Origin of the sequence: Mesorhizobium sp. M5C.F.Cr.IN.023.01.1.1, assembly GCF_003997585.1 — a bacterium.
GTDB classification, from domain to species: Bacteria; Pseudomonadota; Alphaproteobacteria; order Rhizobiales; family Rhizobiaceae; genus Mesorhizobium; species Mesorhizobium wenxiniae.
In genome coordinates, this window is record NZ_RZSU01000026.1 from 61,118 (window position 1) to 76,466 (window position 15,349).

Genomic DNA, 15,349 nt, shown 5'->3' on the forward strand with positions numbered 1-15,349 from the left:
GGAGGGACAGGTGGCAAAAGCACCAAGGACAACGGCCCCCGCGAAAGCGAGGGCCAAAACTGCCGCAAAACCGGCCAGCTCCGACAAGCCAAAGGCGCCGACGGCCAAAGCCGTTGCCAAGCCGAAAGCGGCACCGACATCGGCTACATCGGCGTTGAAGCCGGGTCCGGCCGAGAGATTGCCTAAAGCGGTTGGCGCCGGATCGCCGGAAAGGCCTTGGCTCAAGAGCTACCCGAAGGTCGTCCCTGCCGAGATCGGCGCCCTGCCCTTCGGCTCCATCGGCGATCTGCTCGCCGACGCTTGCAAACAGTATGCCAGCCGGCCGGCCTTCACCTGCATGGGCAAGACCATCACCTATGCGGAAGTCGAACGGCAATCGGCCGCCTTCGGCGCCTATCTGCAGTCTACGGGACTGCCGAAAGGCGCACGCGTGGCGCTGATGATGCCGAACGTGCTGCAATATCCGGTGGCGATGATGGCAGTGCTGCGTGCCGGCTATGTCGTGGTCAACGTCAACCCGCTTTACACGCCGCGCGAGCTGGAACATCAGCTCAGGGATTCAGGCGCTCAAGCCATCGTCATTCTCGAGAATTTCGCCAACACCTTGCAGGCGGTGATCGCCAAAACGGCGGTCAAGCAAGTCGTGGTCGCGGCGATGGGCGACATGCTTGGCGGCCTGAAAGGAACGATCGTCAACCTCGTCGTGCGCCGCGTGAAGAAGATGGTCCCGGCCTGGTCGCTGCCGGGCCATGTCAAGTTCAACGCCGCGTTGAAAGCAGGCACCGGCATGAATTTCAAGCCGGTGAAGGTCGCCGCCGACGATGTCGCCTTCCTGCAATATACCGGCGGCACCACCGGCATCTCGAAGGGCGCGGTACTGCTGCACAGCAACGTGCTGGCCAATGTGGCGCAGAACGCGCTCTGGATCGAGGACGCCTTCACGGTCAAGCCGAAACCGGCGCATCTCAACTTCATCTGCGCGCTGCCGCTCTACCATATCTTCGCGCTGACGGTGAACGCACTGATGGGCATGCAGCTCGGCGGCCAGAACATGCTCATTCCCAATCCGCGCGACATTCCCGGCTTCGTCAAGCAACTCGGCAAATATCCGATCCACATCTTTCCAGGCCTCAACACGCTGTTCAACGCGCTGCTCAACAATGAGGATTTCCGCAAGCTGGACTTCAAGCCACTGATTCTGACGCTGGGTGGCGGCATGGCGGTGCAGAAGGGTGTTGCCGAACGCTGGAAGGCGTTGACCGGCTGCCCGGTCACCGAGGGCTACGGGCTTTCGGAAACCTCGCCGGTGGCCACCGCCAACACATTCAGCAATGGCACTTTCACCGGCACGATCGGCCTGCCGCTACCCTCGACCGACATCGCCATCCGCGACGACGACGGCAACGATTTGCCGCTCCGCGAAGTCGGCGAGATCTGCATACGCGGGCCGCAAGTGATGGCCGGCTACTGGAACCGGCCGGACGAGACCGCCAATGTGATGACCAAAGATGGTTTCTTCAAGTCGGGCGACATGGGCTTCATGGACGAGCGCGGCTACACCAAGGTCGTCGACCGCAAGAAGGACATGATCCTTGTGTCCGGCTTCAACGTCTATCCGAACGAACTCGAGGAAGTCGTGGCCCTGCATCCGGGCGTGCTCGAAGTGGCGGCGATCGGTGTGCCGGACGAGCATTCAGGCGAAGTGCCGAAGCTGTTCGTCGTCAAGAAGGACCCGTTGCTGACCGCTGAGGTGCTGACCGTCTATTGCCGCGAGAACCTGACCGGCTACAAGCGGCCAAAATACATCGAGTTTCGGACCGAACTGCCGAAGACGCCGGTGGGCAAGATTCTGCGGCGGGCGTTACGGGGATAGGAGAATTTTGGGCGATTGCCTTACTGTCGACGACGCGGCGGACACGCTTTCCCGTCACGATCCGCTGACATTCATAAAGGCGAACATGCGTATCGCCCCTGTTCCTGCGCTTCCCGAAATCCGGCTTTATGCAGCCCATCCCGCGAGCGGTCTGTGGCGGCTCACGCATCAAGTAGGACAAGCAGCCGAGCCGGAAGAAGAAGGAACCGAAGCCGACGAGGACGGGCCCGAGCCGCAGCCACCTTACTGGGCCTATGCCTGGGCCGGCGGCGCGGTGCTTGCCCGCTACATCCTCGATCGGCCGGTGTCCGTGGCCGGGCTTCGCGTGCTCGACCTCGGCGCCGGGTCGGGCCTCGTCGGCATCGCCGCGGCAAAGGCCGGAGCGCGCGAAGTGCTCGCGTCCGAGATCGATCGCAACGGCGTCGCCGCGCTCGGTCTCAATGCGGCGGCGAACGGCGTCGCAATCACAGTCGTCGGCCAGGACATCACCGCTGGTCCGCCGCCGCCGGTGGATGTCGTGGCAGCCGGCGACTTGTTTTACGGGCAAGATCTCGCCGACCGGGTCATCCCCTTCCTCGACCGCTGCCTGGCCGCACGCATCAATGTGCTGATCGGCGACCCGGGCCGGACCTACCTGCCCCGCTCGCGGCTTCGGCTGCTGGCCGAATACCGCGTGCCGGATGTCGGCGAAGCAAAAGGCGCGGCGATGAAGCCGAGCGGTGTCTTCTCGTTCGAGCCGGAGTAGCCCCGCGAGTTCAGGTCGTTTCCTTGACCCTCGCCGACAGGAAATCCGGCAGGTCGGCAACCGAATCCAGAATGACGTCGGCTATCTGCGATAGCGATTCCCGCGTGCCGGTGCCGGAGAGCACGCCGATTGCCAGACCGCAGCCGCCGGCCCGCGCCATCTCCAGATCGTGGCGATTGTCGCCGACCATGGCGATCGCGGTCGGCCTCAGGCCGGTCAGGTCCGAGAAGGCAAGGATCGTATCGGGCGCCGGTTTCGGATTGGCCACCGCGTCGTAACCATAGGCGGCATCGAACAGCTGCGCGACGCCGAGCGTCAGCAATGTCTTTTCCGCGCCAGTGGTCGAATCGTTGGTGGCAACGCCGAGCCGGTAGGATTTCCTGTGAAGAACGCCGAGCGTCTCGACGATGCCCGGCAGCGCCACCGCCATCGCCGAGCCCTGCACCGAGGTGATCTCGTTGAAACGGGCGACGGCAAGCATCTGGTCTTCATCCGAGAGCCGCGGAAACCAAAGCTCGACGACATCCATGTTGGTGCCGGAGGCAAAGATGGAGTCGGGCTTGAAGCGTTTGGTGGCGAAATCGTAGCCCGCCGCGGCAAGCAGCCTGTCGGCCTTCCAGCGGTCGCCCTCCGAGGCATCCATAGCCATGAAATCAGCAACGCCGAGCCATGTAGCGTTGAAGTCGACAAGCGTGCCATCCTTGTCGAATAATATTCCCTTGATCTCGGCCAAGCCCTACTCCGATCCGCGCAATCGGTGGATATGTCCCACTAGTCCGGCGGTCGAAGCGTCCCGCTTTGCGGCATTCTCCTTGCCTTCCACGACAGGCAGCAGGCCGGTCGCCAGTTCCTTGCCGAGTTCGACGCCCCACTGGTCGAAGGAATTGATGTTGAAGAGCGTGCCTTCGACGAAGACGCGGTGCTCATAGAGCGCGATCAGCCGCCCGAACGTATGCGGATCGAGTTGTCTGTAGAGGATCGTCACCGAGGGCCGGTTGCCGGAGAAGACGCGGTGCGGGGCGATCCTGTCAACCTCGGCAGGCGTCATGCCTTTTGCCAGCATCTGCGCGCGCGCTTCCTCAAGCGTGCGACCCTTCATGAAGGCCTCCGACTGCGCCAGGCAGTTGGCGAGCAACAGATCGTGGTGATGCTTGAGATCCGGCTCATGGCCGATGGCGGCTGCGAGGAATTCGACCGGAATGAAATCGGTGCCCTGGTGCAGCAGCTGGAAGAAGGCGTGCTGGCCATTGGTGCCGGGCTCGCCCCAGACCAGTGGGCCGGTCGGCGTCGTCACAGCGCCGCCGTCGAGGGTGACGCTCTTGCCGTTCGATTCCATGTCGAGCTGCTGCAGATAGGCCGGCAGCCTGGACAGGCGCTGGTCGTAGGGGATGACGGCGCGGGCCGGGTATTGGCAGATCACCCGATGCCACCAGCCGACCAGCCCCATCAGCACCGGCAGGTTCCTGGCCAGCGGCGCCGTCTGAAAATGTTCGTCCATAGCATGCGCGCCGTCGAGAAAGGCGCGAAAATTCTTCGGGCCGACGGCGATCATCACCGGCAGGCCGATCGCGCCCCAGACCGAATAGCGTCCGCCGACCCAGTCCCAGAAGCCGAAGACGCGGTCGGAAGCGATGCCGAACTTGGCCACCAGCTCCAGCGCCGTCGAGACGGCGGCGAAATGCTTGCCGACCGCTTCCTTGCCGAGCGCCTTCTGCACCCATTCGCGCGCCGTCTCGGCATTGGTCATCGTCTCGACCGTGGTGAAGGTTTTCGAGGCGACGATGAACAGCGTGGTTTCGGCGGAAAGGCCCTTCAGCGTGTCGTGGATATGAGCGCCGTCGATGTTGGAGACGTAGTGCGTGCGCGGCCCGTCGTGATAGGGTGTCAGCGCCAGCGTCGCCATGGCCGGGCCAAGGTCGGACCCGCCGATGCCGATGTTGACGATGTCGGTGATCTTCTTACCTGTGGCGCCGGCCGCCATGCCGGAGCGCACGGCATCGGCGAAGACGCCCATCGCGTCGAGCACGGCGACAACCTCCGCCTTCACATCTTGACCGTCGAGCACGATGCCCTTGCCGTTCAGGTTGCGCAGTGCGGTGTGCAGCACGGCGCGGCCTTCGGTGACGTTGATCTTCTTGCCTGAGAACATCGCGGCGCGCCGGCCTTCGAGATCGGCGGCTCCCGCCAGCTTCTCCAGCATATCCATCGTCTGCGCATCGACCGCGCATTTCGACCAGTCGAACAGCAGGTCGCCGTCGGTGGCGGAGAATTTTTCGAAGCGCTGCGGATCAGCGGCGAAAGCCTCGCGCATGCTGCCCGATTTGGCCGCACGGTGATCGCGCAGGGCGTCGAGCTGTTTTTGAAAGGACGATTGATCCACTGCCTCACTCCGAGCCTTGAAATGCCTACATACCAGACCGGATGTTTCCGGCGCGTGTCGTCGCGTCCAAACTATCTAGCCGAAATCAACTGGTTTCAATGCGCAGCGATGACGCACGGCGTCATGCCAGGGATGACGCGTTGCGTCAGGCCAGGGGGGATGACGCGTTGCGTCAGGCCGCGATGACGCGTTTGCGTCACGCTGGGATGACGCGTTGCGTCACGTTGGGGGTGCCGCAGTGCAGCGAAGGATCACTGGCGTAAATCCCAGCGATCAGAAAAATTGATTGGCGCAACAGCTTGTGCCACCGGTACATTCGACTGGTCCAGCCAAGTGAAAAAAGCTGGCCATCGAGGAACATCTTCCATGCCACAGCGAAACGACACGGCCATATGGTCCGGCCTGTTCCGGATTTCGGCGGAATCCGGCCAGACCCTGCAGGCACAGATCCGTCAAGCGATCGTCGCCGCCATCCTCGACCGGCAAATCGCCGCCTCGATGCCGCTTCCGTCCTGCCGGATCCTGGCCGAGAAACTCGGCGTGGCGCGCGGCACCGTGGTGCTGGCCTTCCAGCAACTCGTCGACCAGGGTTTCCTGGTGGCGCGCGAACGGCGCGGCCATTTCGTCAATCCGGACGTGCTGGCAACGCCGGCCAAACCGCACCAGAAGGCGCCCGACCAGGCCAATGAGATCGACTGGAAGGCGCGCCGACAGATCGCGGCCAGCGACATGCCGCCGCCGGCCAAGCACGACAACTGGATCAAGTCGTCCTACCCCTTTGTCTATGGCCAGTTCGATCCGGCACTGTTCCCGACCGCCGAGTGGCGCGAGTGCAACCGCATGGCGCTCGCCGTGCTCGAGATCCGCAACTGGGCGTCCGACATGGTCGACCGCGACGATCCGCTGCTGATCGAGCAGATCCAGGCGCGGCTGTTGCCGCGGCGCGGCATCTTCGCCAATCCCGATGAGATCATCGTCACGCTCGGCGCGCAGAATGCGCTCTACATGCTGGCGACGCTGCTGATGACCAAAGGCTCCAAGGTCGCCATGGAAGACCCCGGCTATCCCGACGCACGCTCGATCTTCCGGCTGGCGGGCGCCGACGTCACACCGGTCCCGGTCGACCACTCCGGTATCGTAACCGCTTCTATTCCCAGTGATTCCGGCTTCGTCTTCGTGACGCCCAGCCACCATTGCCCGACCATGGTGCCGCTGTCGGCGGAGCGCCGGGAGGACCTGCTGGCGCGCGCCAATCGCCACAACCAGATCATCATCGAGGACGGCTATGACAGCCAGCTTCTGGACGAAGCGCCGCAGCAGGCGCTGAAGAGCCTCGACCGTTCGGGCCGCGTCATCTATGTCGGCTCGATGTCGAAGACGCTGGCTCCGGGCCTTAGGCTCGGCTACATCGTCGCCTCGGCCGGGCTGATCTCCGAGCTTCGCGCGCTACGCCGCTTCATGCTGCGTCATCCGCCGGCCAACAATCAGCGCGCGGTCGCACTGTTCCTGTCGCTTGGCCATCACGAGGCACTGGTGCGGCGGCTGTCGAGCGCCTTCGACGAACGGCGCAAGCGTCTGATCCATGCGATTACCGCCTTCTTGCCGGAGTGGCGTTCGACCGATTCCGCCGGTGGCGCGTCGCTCTGGCTCGAGGGCCCGCGCGGCACCGATTCGCGCGGTCTGGCCGAGGCCGCCGCCTCGCGCAGCGTCATCATCGAGCCTGGCGACCGTTTCTTCGACCGCACCGAAAAGCCGTCGCGCTTCATGCGGCTGGGCATCTCCTCGATTGCGCTGCAGCACATCGAGCCCGGCATCCGCGAACTGGCGACGGCGGCCGGGCGCAGGCCGGCGGCGGCTTGATGCCCCGTTCGGGCCGTGACGGGATCGAGCACGGTTCCTAGCGCTCTGGCATATGTGACGGGCCCAGCTGGCTCATAGGCTGTGCCAATGCCGGCGGCATAGTTCGAGGCATAAGGGGACGAAGCAGGCCGATGGTGGACCAACCACCGCAGCCCGCTTCGCAGCTAAAGGTGGAGTGCCTCCCATGTCAGTGGCTGTTGAGAAGCCGGATACGCCCTCGGACCAACGTTCGCGGCGTTCCGGCGGGCGCGAAGCGCGTCGCGCCATGCGGGCGGCGCCACTTGCCGACGATATCAAGCCGGTGCGCGCCGGCCTCGAAGGCGGAAGCTACGGGCCGCTCAGCGATAACGACCGCGAGCGCATCCACGAAGCGGTGCTGACGCTGCTTGAAACGGTCGGTTTCGCCAATGCTATCCCATCCTGCATCAAGGCGCTGACCAAGACCGGCGCCACCCTCGGCGAGGACGGCCGCATTCGTTTTCCGCGCGCGCTCGTCCTCGATACCATCAAGAAGGCCGCACGCCACTTCACCCTGCATGGCCAGGATCCCAAGCACGACATGCTGATCCAGGGCAAGCGCGTGCATTACGGCACGGCAGGCGCCGCGGTGCATCTGGTCGACGTCGAGAAGCGCGAGTATCGCGAGTCGCTGCTGCAGGACATCTATGACGCCGCCCGCATCGTCGAAGGGCTCGACAACATCCATTTCTTCCAGCGGCCGATGGTGCCGCGCGACATTCCCGATCCGCTCGACATGGATTTCAACACGCTCTACGCCTGCGTGATGGGCACGTCGAAGCATGTCGGCACATCCTTCACGGTGCGCGAGAACGTCAAGCCGGCGCTCGACATGCTCTATGCGATTGCCGGCGGCGAAGAGAATTTTCGCGCGCGGCCTTTCGTCTCCAATTCGAACTGTTTTGTCGTGCCGCCGATGAAATTCGCCGAGGACGCCTGCGGCGTGCTCGAGGCCTGCGTCGAAGGCGGCATTCCGATCCTATTGCTGTCGGCCGGCCAGGCGGGCGCCACGGCGCCGGCAGCGATTGCCGGTGCGGTAGTGCAAGCGGTGGCCGAGGTGCTCGCCGGCCTTGTCTATGTCAACGCCATCAAACCCGGGCATCCGGCGATCTTCGGCACCTGGCCGTTCGTTTCGGATCTCAGGACCGGCGCCATGTCGGGCGGCTCGGCCGAGCAAGCGGTGCTGACGTCTGCCTGCGCCCAGATGGCGCAGTTCTACGACTTGCCGGGCGGTTCGGCCGCCGGCATGACGGATTCGAAACTGCCTGATATTCAGTCCGGTTACGAAAAAGGCATCACCGATGTGATGGCCGGCCTTGCCGGCCTCAACCTTGTTTACGAATCGGCCGGCATGCACGCCTCACTGCTCGGTTTCTGCCTGGAAAGTCTGATCATCGACAACGACATGCTCGGCCATTGCCTGCGCTGCGTGCGCGGCATTGAAGTGACCGATGAGTCGCTGTCGTTAGACACCATCGCCGACGTCTGCCTGAAGGGGCCGGGTCACTATCTCGGCAACGAGCAGACGCTGCGGCTGATGCAGACGGAATATTTCTATCCGGCGGTCGGCGACCGCTTTTCGCCAAAGGAGTGGAACGAGAAAGGCAGGCCCGACATCTTGCAGCGGGCGATCATCGAGAAGAAACGCATCCTCGCCGAGCGGTTCCCGCGCCATGTCCCGAAGCTGGTCGACGACAAGTTGCGCGCCCGCTTCGGCAATCTGATCCATCTGCCGCGCAGCGGCATGGGCGGCTGAGAACGCTTCTCGTCAAAACGGTCAGTCGGCCCTCAACCCGTAGCGCTCGACGACTTCGCCACTGATCAGCTTGGCATGCAGCGTCATCAGTATAATTTGCGCATCGAAGCTGTCTTCGGCCTCAAGTGCCGCCTCGATCCGGCGCTCCGCACCCAGCCTATGTTGAAGGCCGTTGAATTGCTCGAATGCTTCCGGTCCGGCAATACAATAGCCAAGCAGCTGCGCCACCGGTGGATAGGCTTGTGGTGGCGGCTCGTCAGGCCAGTGGTCCTTCATCAGATTGACGATGGCGAGCTTTGCTCCCTCCGGCACAAGGGCGGGATGAAGGTCGACGCCGCGTAACGCGGCGTCGAGTTGCCTGAGGTCGCCTGATCGGCCGAACATTCCGAGGAAGCCTAGGGAAGAGCGTCGTCGCGCCATGATGTTGCTATCCGAATGCCCGAACTACAATGAAGCGACGGCCGCACGGAGCCGCTACCCGCTCGCTGCCAGCAACAAAACACCAGCGAGGGCCGATCCCGCAAGCGTCGGCAGCATGCCGATCTTCAGCTTCAGAATGGCGATCATGGCAGCACACGACAGCAGCGCCGCGCGCCAGTCGATGGATGAGAGCACCGGCACGTCCATTCCAAGCCCGATGTTGCGCACCTCGCCGAAAATGACGTGCAAGCCGAACCACAGAGCGAGATTCATGATGACGCCGACGACGGCAGCGGTGATCGCGCCCAGTGCCGCCGACAGTGCCTTGTTGCCGCGCAGGGCTTCGATGTAGGGCGCACCGAGGAATATCCAGAAGAAGCAAGGCGTGAACGTCGCCCATAGGGTGAGCATCGCCCCCAGCGATCCTGCAAGCAGCGGGCTCAGCGATCCGGATTGGCGGAACGCGGCAAGAAAGCCGACGAACTGCAGGACCAGAATGAGCGGACCAGGCGTGGTTTCGGCAAGCCCGAGGCCATCGACCATTTCACCGGGTGCGAGCCAGCCGAAGGACTCGACCGCTGCCTGCGCGACATAGGCAAGGACCGCATAAGCGCCGCCGAAGGTGACGACCGCCATGACGCTGAAGAAGCCACCGATCTCAGTCCACACGCTGGTGGATCCGGTGAACGCCCAGATCAGCAGCACGGGGCCGAGCCAGATCGGCAGCCAGATCGCAATGATGCGCGGCGCATGCCATCGCGTCGGCCTGGTGTGGGCCTGCTCGCCGCGCTCGAACATCAGGTCGACCGCGCCCTTGATGTCGGGAACCGCGTCTTTCCCGTGTGCCGCACCGGAAAAAAGGGCCGGCGCAACACGGTTTCCAATCCAGCCCGTCACGCCGGCAAGCAGGATGATGAGCGGAAACGGCAGGTTCAATGCATAGATGGCAATGAAGGCGGCGAGCGCGATCGAAACCATGACCCGGTTCTTCAGGGCCCGACGACCGATCCGGATCATCGCCTCGATCACGATGGCGAGCACGGCCGCTTTCACCCCGAAGAACAGCGCCTCGACGAGGGGAGCGTCGCCATACAGCGCATAGAGGATGCTCAAGGTGAGCATCACAAGCGCGCCCGGCGCGACGAAGAGGATCCCGGCGACCAGGCCGCCGATCGTCCGGTGCAGCAGCCAGCCGATATAGATGGCGAGTTGCTGGGCTTCAGGGCCGGGCAGCAGCATGCAGTAGTTCAACGCATGCAGAAAACGTTGCTCGCCGATCCAACGCCGTTCCTCGACCAGCTCCTTGTGCATGAGCGCGATCTGCCCGGCCGGCCCGCCGAAGCTGATCAGGCCGATTTTCGCCCAGAGCTTTACGCCTTCGCGGAAGGTTGGCGCAGCCGGCGCTTCGACGATCTCGCCCATTTTCTCCGAGGCCCCCATTTTGTCAGAAGCCCCCGTTGTGTCAGAAGCCCGGGCGCTCATGATGGCTTGCTCATGCTCCCGCTTGGCCAGTTGTGCGTCTCCTCCGTGGCGTCGCGGCACCATCGGAAAAACGCATCGTAGAGCAGCATGCCTGCCTCCAGCTGTTCCAGATCGTCGCGAAACATCCGCGACAGGCCAAGCGAGGCGGCCAGGAATCCGGCCGCCTGGGGAACCAGATCGAGACTTGCAGTGTCGGCTGCGCGCACAATCATGGCGAGTCGATCGAGCGGTTCGGATTCGAGCCCGAACTCTTCGATCATCGTGTCGAAGGTGCAGCGTTCGCCGCGGTGTGACCAGAACACATTGTCGATGTCGAAAGGCACGGCCTGAAAGCGATCTGCAGTGGCCAACACTTCGGCCGCCTCGACAAAGAGAAAAACCGCGCTCGGATCGACGAAACGCCGGATAAGCCAGGGGCAGGCGATGCGATCGACCTTCGGGCGGGTCCGCGTCACCCACACGGTGCGGCCCTTTTCATCGCGGGGCGGTATCTTGCCGGCATGGACCAAAAACCCCTTGGCATCGCGCCAGGCCTCGAAGCCGCCTTCGAGGGATTCGGCGGCAATGCCGTCATGCCGCAGCCATGCGGCCACGCCTTGCGAGAGCTTCTGCCCTTTTTGGCAGACGACCGTCACTCGGCGGCCGGCGAATTCAGATGCCCAGGTCGATACGGTTTTGAAATCACGCCGGTTTGAGGCCGGCAGCAGGCGCGGATCGGCGTTGTAGTCCTCTTCGATGCGAACATCGATGATCGCGGGCGCACCCGGCAGACCAATCAGACGGGAAAGTTGCGATACGGTGATAGCGGTTGTCGACGGCATGGCGTCCACCTCCTTAAGAGAGAAGCTTGGACGCGAACGTTGGGCTGACGCCTCACGGGGTCGTCGCGATGCACCCCTTGCCATGATCGTGGATTTGTAGCGCCCGCTTGTCAAGCGTCATCCTTGCAGCAGAGGATGCTCTGGCTCCGAGCCGGTTTGGCCGAGCCAGAACACGTCTGGAGGAGAACCATGAAAAAGACCTATCACGGCAGCTGCCATTGCGGCGCGGTGCGTTTCGAAGCCGATATCGACCTCGCCGAGGGTATCCGCAAATGCAATTGCAGCTTCTGCTGGAAACTCGGCTACCGGAAGTCCTTCGCGGCCTATGAGGCCGTGCGGGTGACGGATGGCCGCGACCGGATGCGGGAATACGAGGCGACGCCGTCGAACTGGCCGGAAGGCGACATCAACCACTATATGTGCCCGAACTGCGGCGCGAATTTTCTCTCGCGCGGCTATCTCGACTTCATGGGCGGGAATTTCTGGGCGGTGAACGTCGCCTGCCTCGACGACGTCACCGAAGAGGAACTCGCCGCAGCACCAATCGTCTACGAGGACGGCAAGCGCGACAGGCAGGACCAGGCGCCGGAGATCACCGGCTATCTCTGAGCGGCGGGTCAGAAAACATCTGACGGCGGCTTGATCGGTTCAAGCCGCCGCCAGCGGAAAGCGCCGCAGACCGGCGTTTAAAGCGCGTCGTCTGAAACACGCGACGCCTTTTAGACCTATGTTTTTATGCATGTCGTTGTCCCAAAAACGCTGCACACTTTTGGGCGACATGCATTAGTGATTGTCCCGCGGCACGCCGCGGGTGTGCGCCACATCCTGGTATTTCACCGCCGGCTTCAGCACCATTCCTTCGGAAAACTGGTCGACCATGCCGCGCTGGATCTCCTGCCATGGCGTCTGGTGCTTGGGGTAGTAATAGCCGCCACTGTTCTGCAGCTCGGCGCGACGGCGCGTGATCTCGTCGTCGGTGACGAGAATGTCGGCGGTGCCCTTGCGCAGGTCGATGCGGACGCGGTCACCGGTCTTCAACAGCGCCAGCCCGCCGCCTATGGCGGCTTCGGGCGAGGCGTTGAGGATCGACGGCGAGCCCGACGTGCCCGACTGGCGACCGTCGCCGATGCAGGCCAGCGCATGAATGCCCTTCTTAATGAGATGGGCCGGCGGCTGCATGTTGACGACTTCGGCGCCGCCCGGATAACCGATCGGGCCGGCGCCGCGCATGAACAGGATCGTGTGCTCGTCGATGCCTTGCGCCGGATCGTCGATGCGGGCGTGGTAGTCTTCGGGCCCGTCGAAGACCATGGCGTTGCCTTCGAAGGCCTCGGGGTCCTTCGGGTTCGACAGATAGCGTTCGCGGAATTCGGGCGAGATACCGCTGGTCTTCATAATCGCCGAATCAAACAGATTACCCCTAAGATTGATGAAGCCGGCATTGGCTTTCAGCGGCTCGGCGACGGTGCGGATGACGTCGAGATTCTCGTTGACGGCCCCACTGCAATTGTCGCCCATCGTCTTGCCGTTGACGGTCATGGCGTCGGGATGGGGCAACAGCCCGGCCTTCATCAGTTCGGCCACCACCGCCGGCACGCCACCGGCATGATGATAATCCTCGCCGAGATATTCGCCCGACGGCTGCAGGTTGACGATGAGCGGTATTTTGAGGCCGACCTGCTGCCAGTCGTCATTGTCGAGCGGCACGCCGAGATGGCGTGCGATGGCGTTGAGATGGATCGGCGCGTTGGTCGAGCCGCCGATGGCCGAATTGACGACGATGGCATTCTCGAAGGCCTGTCGGGTCATGATGTCGGAGGGCTTCAGATCCTCATGCACCATGTCGACGATGCGTTTTCCCGTCTCATAGGCGATCTGGCCACGCTCGCGATAGGGAGCGGGGATCGCGGCCGAGCCAGGCAGCTGCATGCCGAGCGCCTCGGCCAGCGAATTCATGGTGGTGGCGGTGCCCATGGTATTGCAATAGCCGGTGGACGGCGCCGAGGAGGCGACAATGTCCATGAACTCGTCATAGCCGATTTCGCCTGCCGACAGGCGCTGGCGCGATTCCCAGACGATGGTGCCGGAGCCGGTGCGCTTGCCCTTGTGCCAGCCGTTCAGCATCGGGCCGACCGACAGCGCGATAGCCGGAATATTGACCGTGGCCGCTGCCATCAGCAGGGCCGGCGTCGTCTTGTCGCAGCCGATGGTGAGCACGACGCCGTCGAGCGGGTAGCCGTAGAGCACCTCGACCAGGCTGAGATAGGCGAGGTTGCGGTCGAGTGCGGCGGTTGGGCGTTTGCCCGTCTCCTGGATCGGGTGGCATGGGAACTCGAAAGGGATGCCGCCCATCGAGACGATGCCCTCGCGCACGCGCTTGGCCAGCTCGATATGATGGCGATTGCAGGGCGACAGATCCGAGCCGGTCTGGGCGATGCCGATCAGCGGCTTGCCCGACATCAGTTCGGCACGCGTCAGCCCGTAATTCAGATAGCGCTCGAGGTAAAGCGCCGTCATCCCCGGATTGTCGGGATTGTCGAACCACTCCTGCGAGCGAAATTTCTTTTTCTGCGTGAGGGCGCCGGCCATCATGGTCTCCGTATTTGTATGACAAATCGATATGACAACGCGCGAGAGCAGGCAAGAGGCACGCGCCATCCGATTCCGGACTTTGGTGCGATAGACATGCGTCTACCCCCACGCTAGACGGGATCGGGGTTTGTCAATTCGTATCCGGGAGATTTTGATGGCTTTGGTGATCGAAGGCGAGGAACGCATCGCCGCACCCCTGCACAAGGTGTGGGAAGCGCTGAACGACCCGGACGTTCTGAGGCAGACCATTCCGGGCTGCCAGAGCCTCGAAAAGAAGTCGGACACCCAGATGGGGGCGACCGTGGTGCTCAAGATCGGCCCGATCAAGGCGACGTTCAACGGCGAGGTGATGCTGGAGAACCTCAACCCGCCGCATTCCTACACCATCCAGGGCGAGGGCAAGGGCGGCATCGCCGGCTTCGCAAAAGGCGGCGCCGATGTGACGCTGACCGCCGATGGGCCGGAGGGGACGATCCTGAAATATGCGGCCAAGGCCGATGTCGGCGGAAAGATCGCCCAGCTCGGCAGCCGGCTGATCGAATCGACGTCGAAGAAACTGGCCGGGCAGTTTTTTTCGAGTTTTGGCGAGAAGGTCGGCGGCTCCCCTCCCCCTTGAGGGTGGGTGGCCCGTAGGGCCGGATGGGGTCCGCGGCGACGCGCTCCACCTCTCTTAGTCCCAATTGAAGGTCGGGGCAGTTGAGGCGATCCCTCCCGCCTCGCTACGCGAGGCGCCCTCCCCTCAAAGGGGAGGGATCACTCAAACACGATGCTCGGCACGGCAGCCTCGGCCGCGCCGCGTTCTTCGTTGACCCTGCCCCAGACCTTCGAGGCGATATCGCGGTAGATCTTCGCCTCGGCGCCATCGGGCTTCGAGACCACCACCGGCGTGCCGGCATCCGAGCTTTCGCGGATGCCCATTTCGAGAGGTACTTCGCCGAGGAAAGTCACGCCGAGACGCTCGGCCTCGCGGCGCGCGCCGCCATGGCCGAAGATGTCATAGCGCTTGCCGGTGTCGGGGGCGAGGAAATAGCTCATATTCTCGACGATGCCCAACAGCGGCACGTCGACCCTCCTGAACATGTTGAGGCCTTTTCGCGCATCGATCAAGGCCAGGTCCTGCGGCGTCGAGACGATGACGGCGCCGGCCAGCGGCACCTGCTGGGCCATGGTCAGCTGCGCGTCGCCGGTGCCGGGCGGCATGTCGACGACGAGCACGTCGAGCGGACCCCACTCGACCTCGCGCAGCATTTGCGTCAATGCCGACATCACCATCGGCCCGCGCCAGATCATCGGCGTCTCCTCATCGACGAGGAAGCCCATCGACATGACCTTCAGGCCGTAATTCTCCATCGGCTTCAGGACCTTGCCGTCAACGGTCTGCGGCCGGCCATGGATGTTGAGC

The 15,349-nt window shown here is 63.5% G+C and carries 13 protein-coding genes; 6 read left to right on the plus strand and 7 right to left on the minus strand.

Features of this window, described 5'->3' with window-relative positions; all coding sequences use genetic code 11:
• The first annotated feature begins 10 nt into the window (after positions 1 to 10).
• Positions 11 to 1,873: a long-chain fatty acid--CoA ligase gene (locus EOA78_RS13455; protein ID WP_127315552.1), complete on the plus strand. Its 1,863-nt coding sequence runs from the start codon at positions 11 to 13 to the stop codon at positions 1,871 to 1,873.
• Between the two features lie 85 nt (positions 1,874 to 1,958).
• A complete protein-coding gene (locus EOA78_RS13460) occupies positions 1,959 to 2,618 on the plus strand; it encodes a 50S ribosomal protein L11 methyltransferase (protein ID WP_127315563.1) in 660 nt (219 codons plus the stop codon).
• Positions 2,619 to 2,628: 10 nt separating this feature from the next.
• Here EOA78_RS13460 and EOA78_RS13465 read toward each other — a convergent pair whose 3' ends face one another.
• Complete coding sequence (locus EOA78_RS13465) at positions 2,629 to 3,351, minus strand: HAD family hydrolase (RefSeq protein ID WP_029357042.1); 723 nt, start codon at positions 3,349 to 3,351, stop codon at positions 2,629 to 2,631.
• Between the two features lie 3 nt (positions 3,352 to 3,354).
• Complete coding sequence (pgi, locus tag EOA78_RS13470) at positions 3,355 to 4,998, minus strand: glucose-6-phosphate isomerase (protein ID WP_127315553.1); 1,644 nt, start codon at positions 4,996 to 4,998, stop codon at positions 3,355 to 3,357.
• 366 nt (positions 4,999 to 5,364) lie between these two features.
• Between pgi and EOA78_RS13475 the strand changes: the two genes are divergently transcribed.
• A complete protein-coding gene (locus EOA78_RS13475) occupies positions 5,365 to 6,858 on the plus strand; it encodes a PLP-dependent aminotransferase family protein (protein ID WP_127315554.1) in 1,494 nt (497 codons plus the stop codon).
• A 184-nt stretch (positions 6,859 to 7,042) separates the two neighbouring features.
• Positions 7,043 to 8,632 (plus strand): trimethylamine methyltransferase family protein, encoded by a 1,590-nt coding sequence (locus EOA78_RS13480; protein WP_127315555.1) that lies wholly within the window; start codon positions 7,043 to 7,045, stop codon positions 8,630 to 8,632.
• Positions 8,633 to 8,653: 21 nt separating this feature from the next.
• Here the strand turns inward: EOA78_RS13480 and EOA78_RS13485 are convergent, their stop codons facing one another.
• From EOA78_RS13485 to EOA78_RS13495, 3 genes are read right to left on the minus strand one after another with little or no spacing between them, the layout of a single operon-like run.
• Positions 8,654 to 9,052 (minus strand): hypothetical protein, encoded by a 399-nt coding sequence (locus tag EOA78_RS13485; RefSeq protein WP_127315556.1) that lies wholly within the window; start codon positions 9,050 to 9,052, stop codon positions 8,654 to 8,656.
• Positions 9,053 to 9,106: 54 nt separating this feature from the next.
• Positions 9,107 to 10,474: a chromate efflux transporter gene (chrA, locus tag EOA78_RS13490; protein ID WP_245477490.1), complete on the minus strand. Its 1,368-nt coding sequence runs from the start codon at positions 10,472 to 10,474 to the stop codon at positions 9,107 to 9,109.
• A gap of 56 nt (positions 10,475 to 10,530) precedes the next feature.
• Positions 10,531 to 11,355 (minus strand): chromate resistance protein ChrB domain-containing protein, encoded by an 825-nt coding sequence (locus EOA78_RS13495; protein WP_127315558.1) that lies wholly within the window; start codon positions 11,353 to 11,355, stop codon positions 10,531 to 10,533.
• A gap of 189 nt (positions 11,356 to 11,544) precedes the next feature.
• Here EOA78_RS13495 and EOA78_RS13500 point away from each other — a divergent pair, with 189 nt between their 5' ends.
• Positions 11,545 to 11,964 (plus strand): GFA family protein, encoded by a 420-nt coding sequence (locus EOA78_RS13500; RefSeq protein ID WP_127315559.1) that lies wholly within the window; start codon positions 11,545 to 11,547, stop codon positions 11,962 to 11,964.
• Between the two features lie 174 nt (positions 11,965 to 12,138).
• Here EOA78_RS13500 and EOA78_RS13505 read toward each other — a convergent pair whose 3' ends face one another.
• Complete coding sequence (locus tag EOA78_RS13505; protein ID WP_127315560.1) at positions 12,139 to 13,944, minus strand: IlvD/Edd family dehydratase; 1,806 nt, start codon at positions 13,942 to 13,944, stop codon at positions 12,139 to 12,141.
• 157 nt (positions 13,945 to 14,101) lie between these two features.
• Here EOA78_RS13505 and EOA78_RS13510 point away from each other — a divergent pair, with 157 nt between their 5' ends.
• A complete protein-coding gene (locus tag EOA78_RS13510) occupies positions 14,102 to 14,563 on the plus strand; it encodes a carbon monoxide dehydrogenase subunit G (protein WP_127315561.1) in 462 nt (153 codons plus the stop codon).
• 137 nt (positions 14,564 to 14,700) lie between these two features.
• On the opposite strand, the gene EOA78_RS13515 is transcribed toward EOA78_RS13510, so the two are convergent.
• Positions 14,701 to 15,349 (minus strand): Mrp/NBP35 family ATP-binding protein (locus EOA78_RS13515; RefSeq protein WP_164783742.1); only part of this gene is annotated, 649 nt, incomplete at its 5' end.

Bases quoted from the DNA above. Each gene is read 5' to 3' on its own strand.
- EOA78_RS13460 (WP_127315563.1), top strand. From the start codon at position 1,959: ATGCGTATCGCCCCTGTTCCTGCGCTTCCCGAAATCCGGCTTTATGCA.
- EOA78_RS13475 (WP_127315554.1), top strand. From the start codon at position 5,365: ATGCCACAGCGAAACGACACGGCCATATGGTCCGGCCTGTTCCGGATT.
- EOA78_RS13480 (WP_127315555.1), top strand. From the start codon at position 7,043: ATGTCAGTGGCTGTTGAGAAGCCGGATACGCCCTCGGACCAACGTTCG.
- EOA78_RS13485 (WP_127315556.1), bottom strand. From the start codon at position 9,052: ATGGCGCGACGACGCTCTTCCCTAGGCTTCCTCGGAATGTTCGGCCGA.
- chrA (WP_245477490.1), bottom strand. From the start codon at position 10,474: ATGGGCGAGATCGTCGAAGCGCCGGCTGCGCCAACCTTCCGCGAAGGC.
- EOA78_RS13495 (WP_127315558.1), bottom strand. From the start codon at position 11,355: ATGCCGTCGACAACCGCTATCACCGTATCGCAACTTTCCCGTCTGATT.
- EOA78_RS13500 (WP_127315559.1), top strand. From the start codon at position 11,545: ATGAAAAAGACCTATCACGGCAGCTGCCATTGCGGCGCGGTGCGTTTC.
- EOA78_RS13505 (WP_127315560.1), bottom strand. From the start codon at position 13,944: ATGGCCGGCGCCCTCACGCAGAAAAAGAAATTTCGCTCGCAGGAGTGG.
- EOA78_RS13510 (WP_127315561.1), top strand. From the start codon at position 14,102: ATGGCTTTGGTGATCGAAGGCGAGGAACGCATCGCCGCACCCCTGCAC.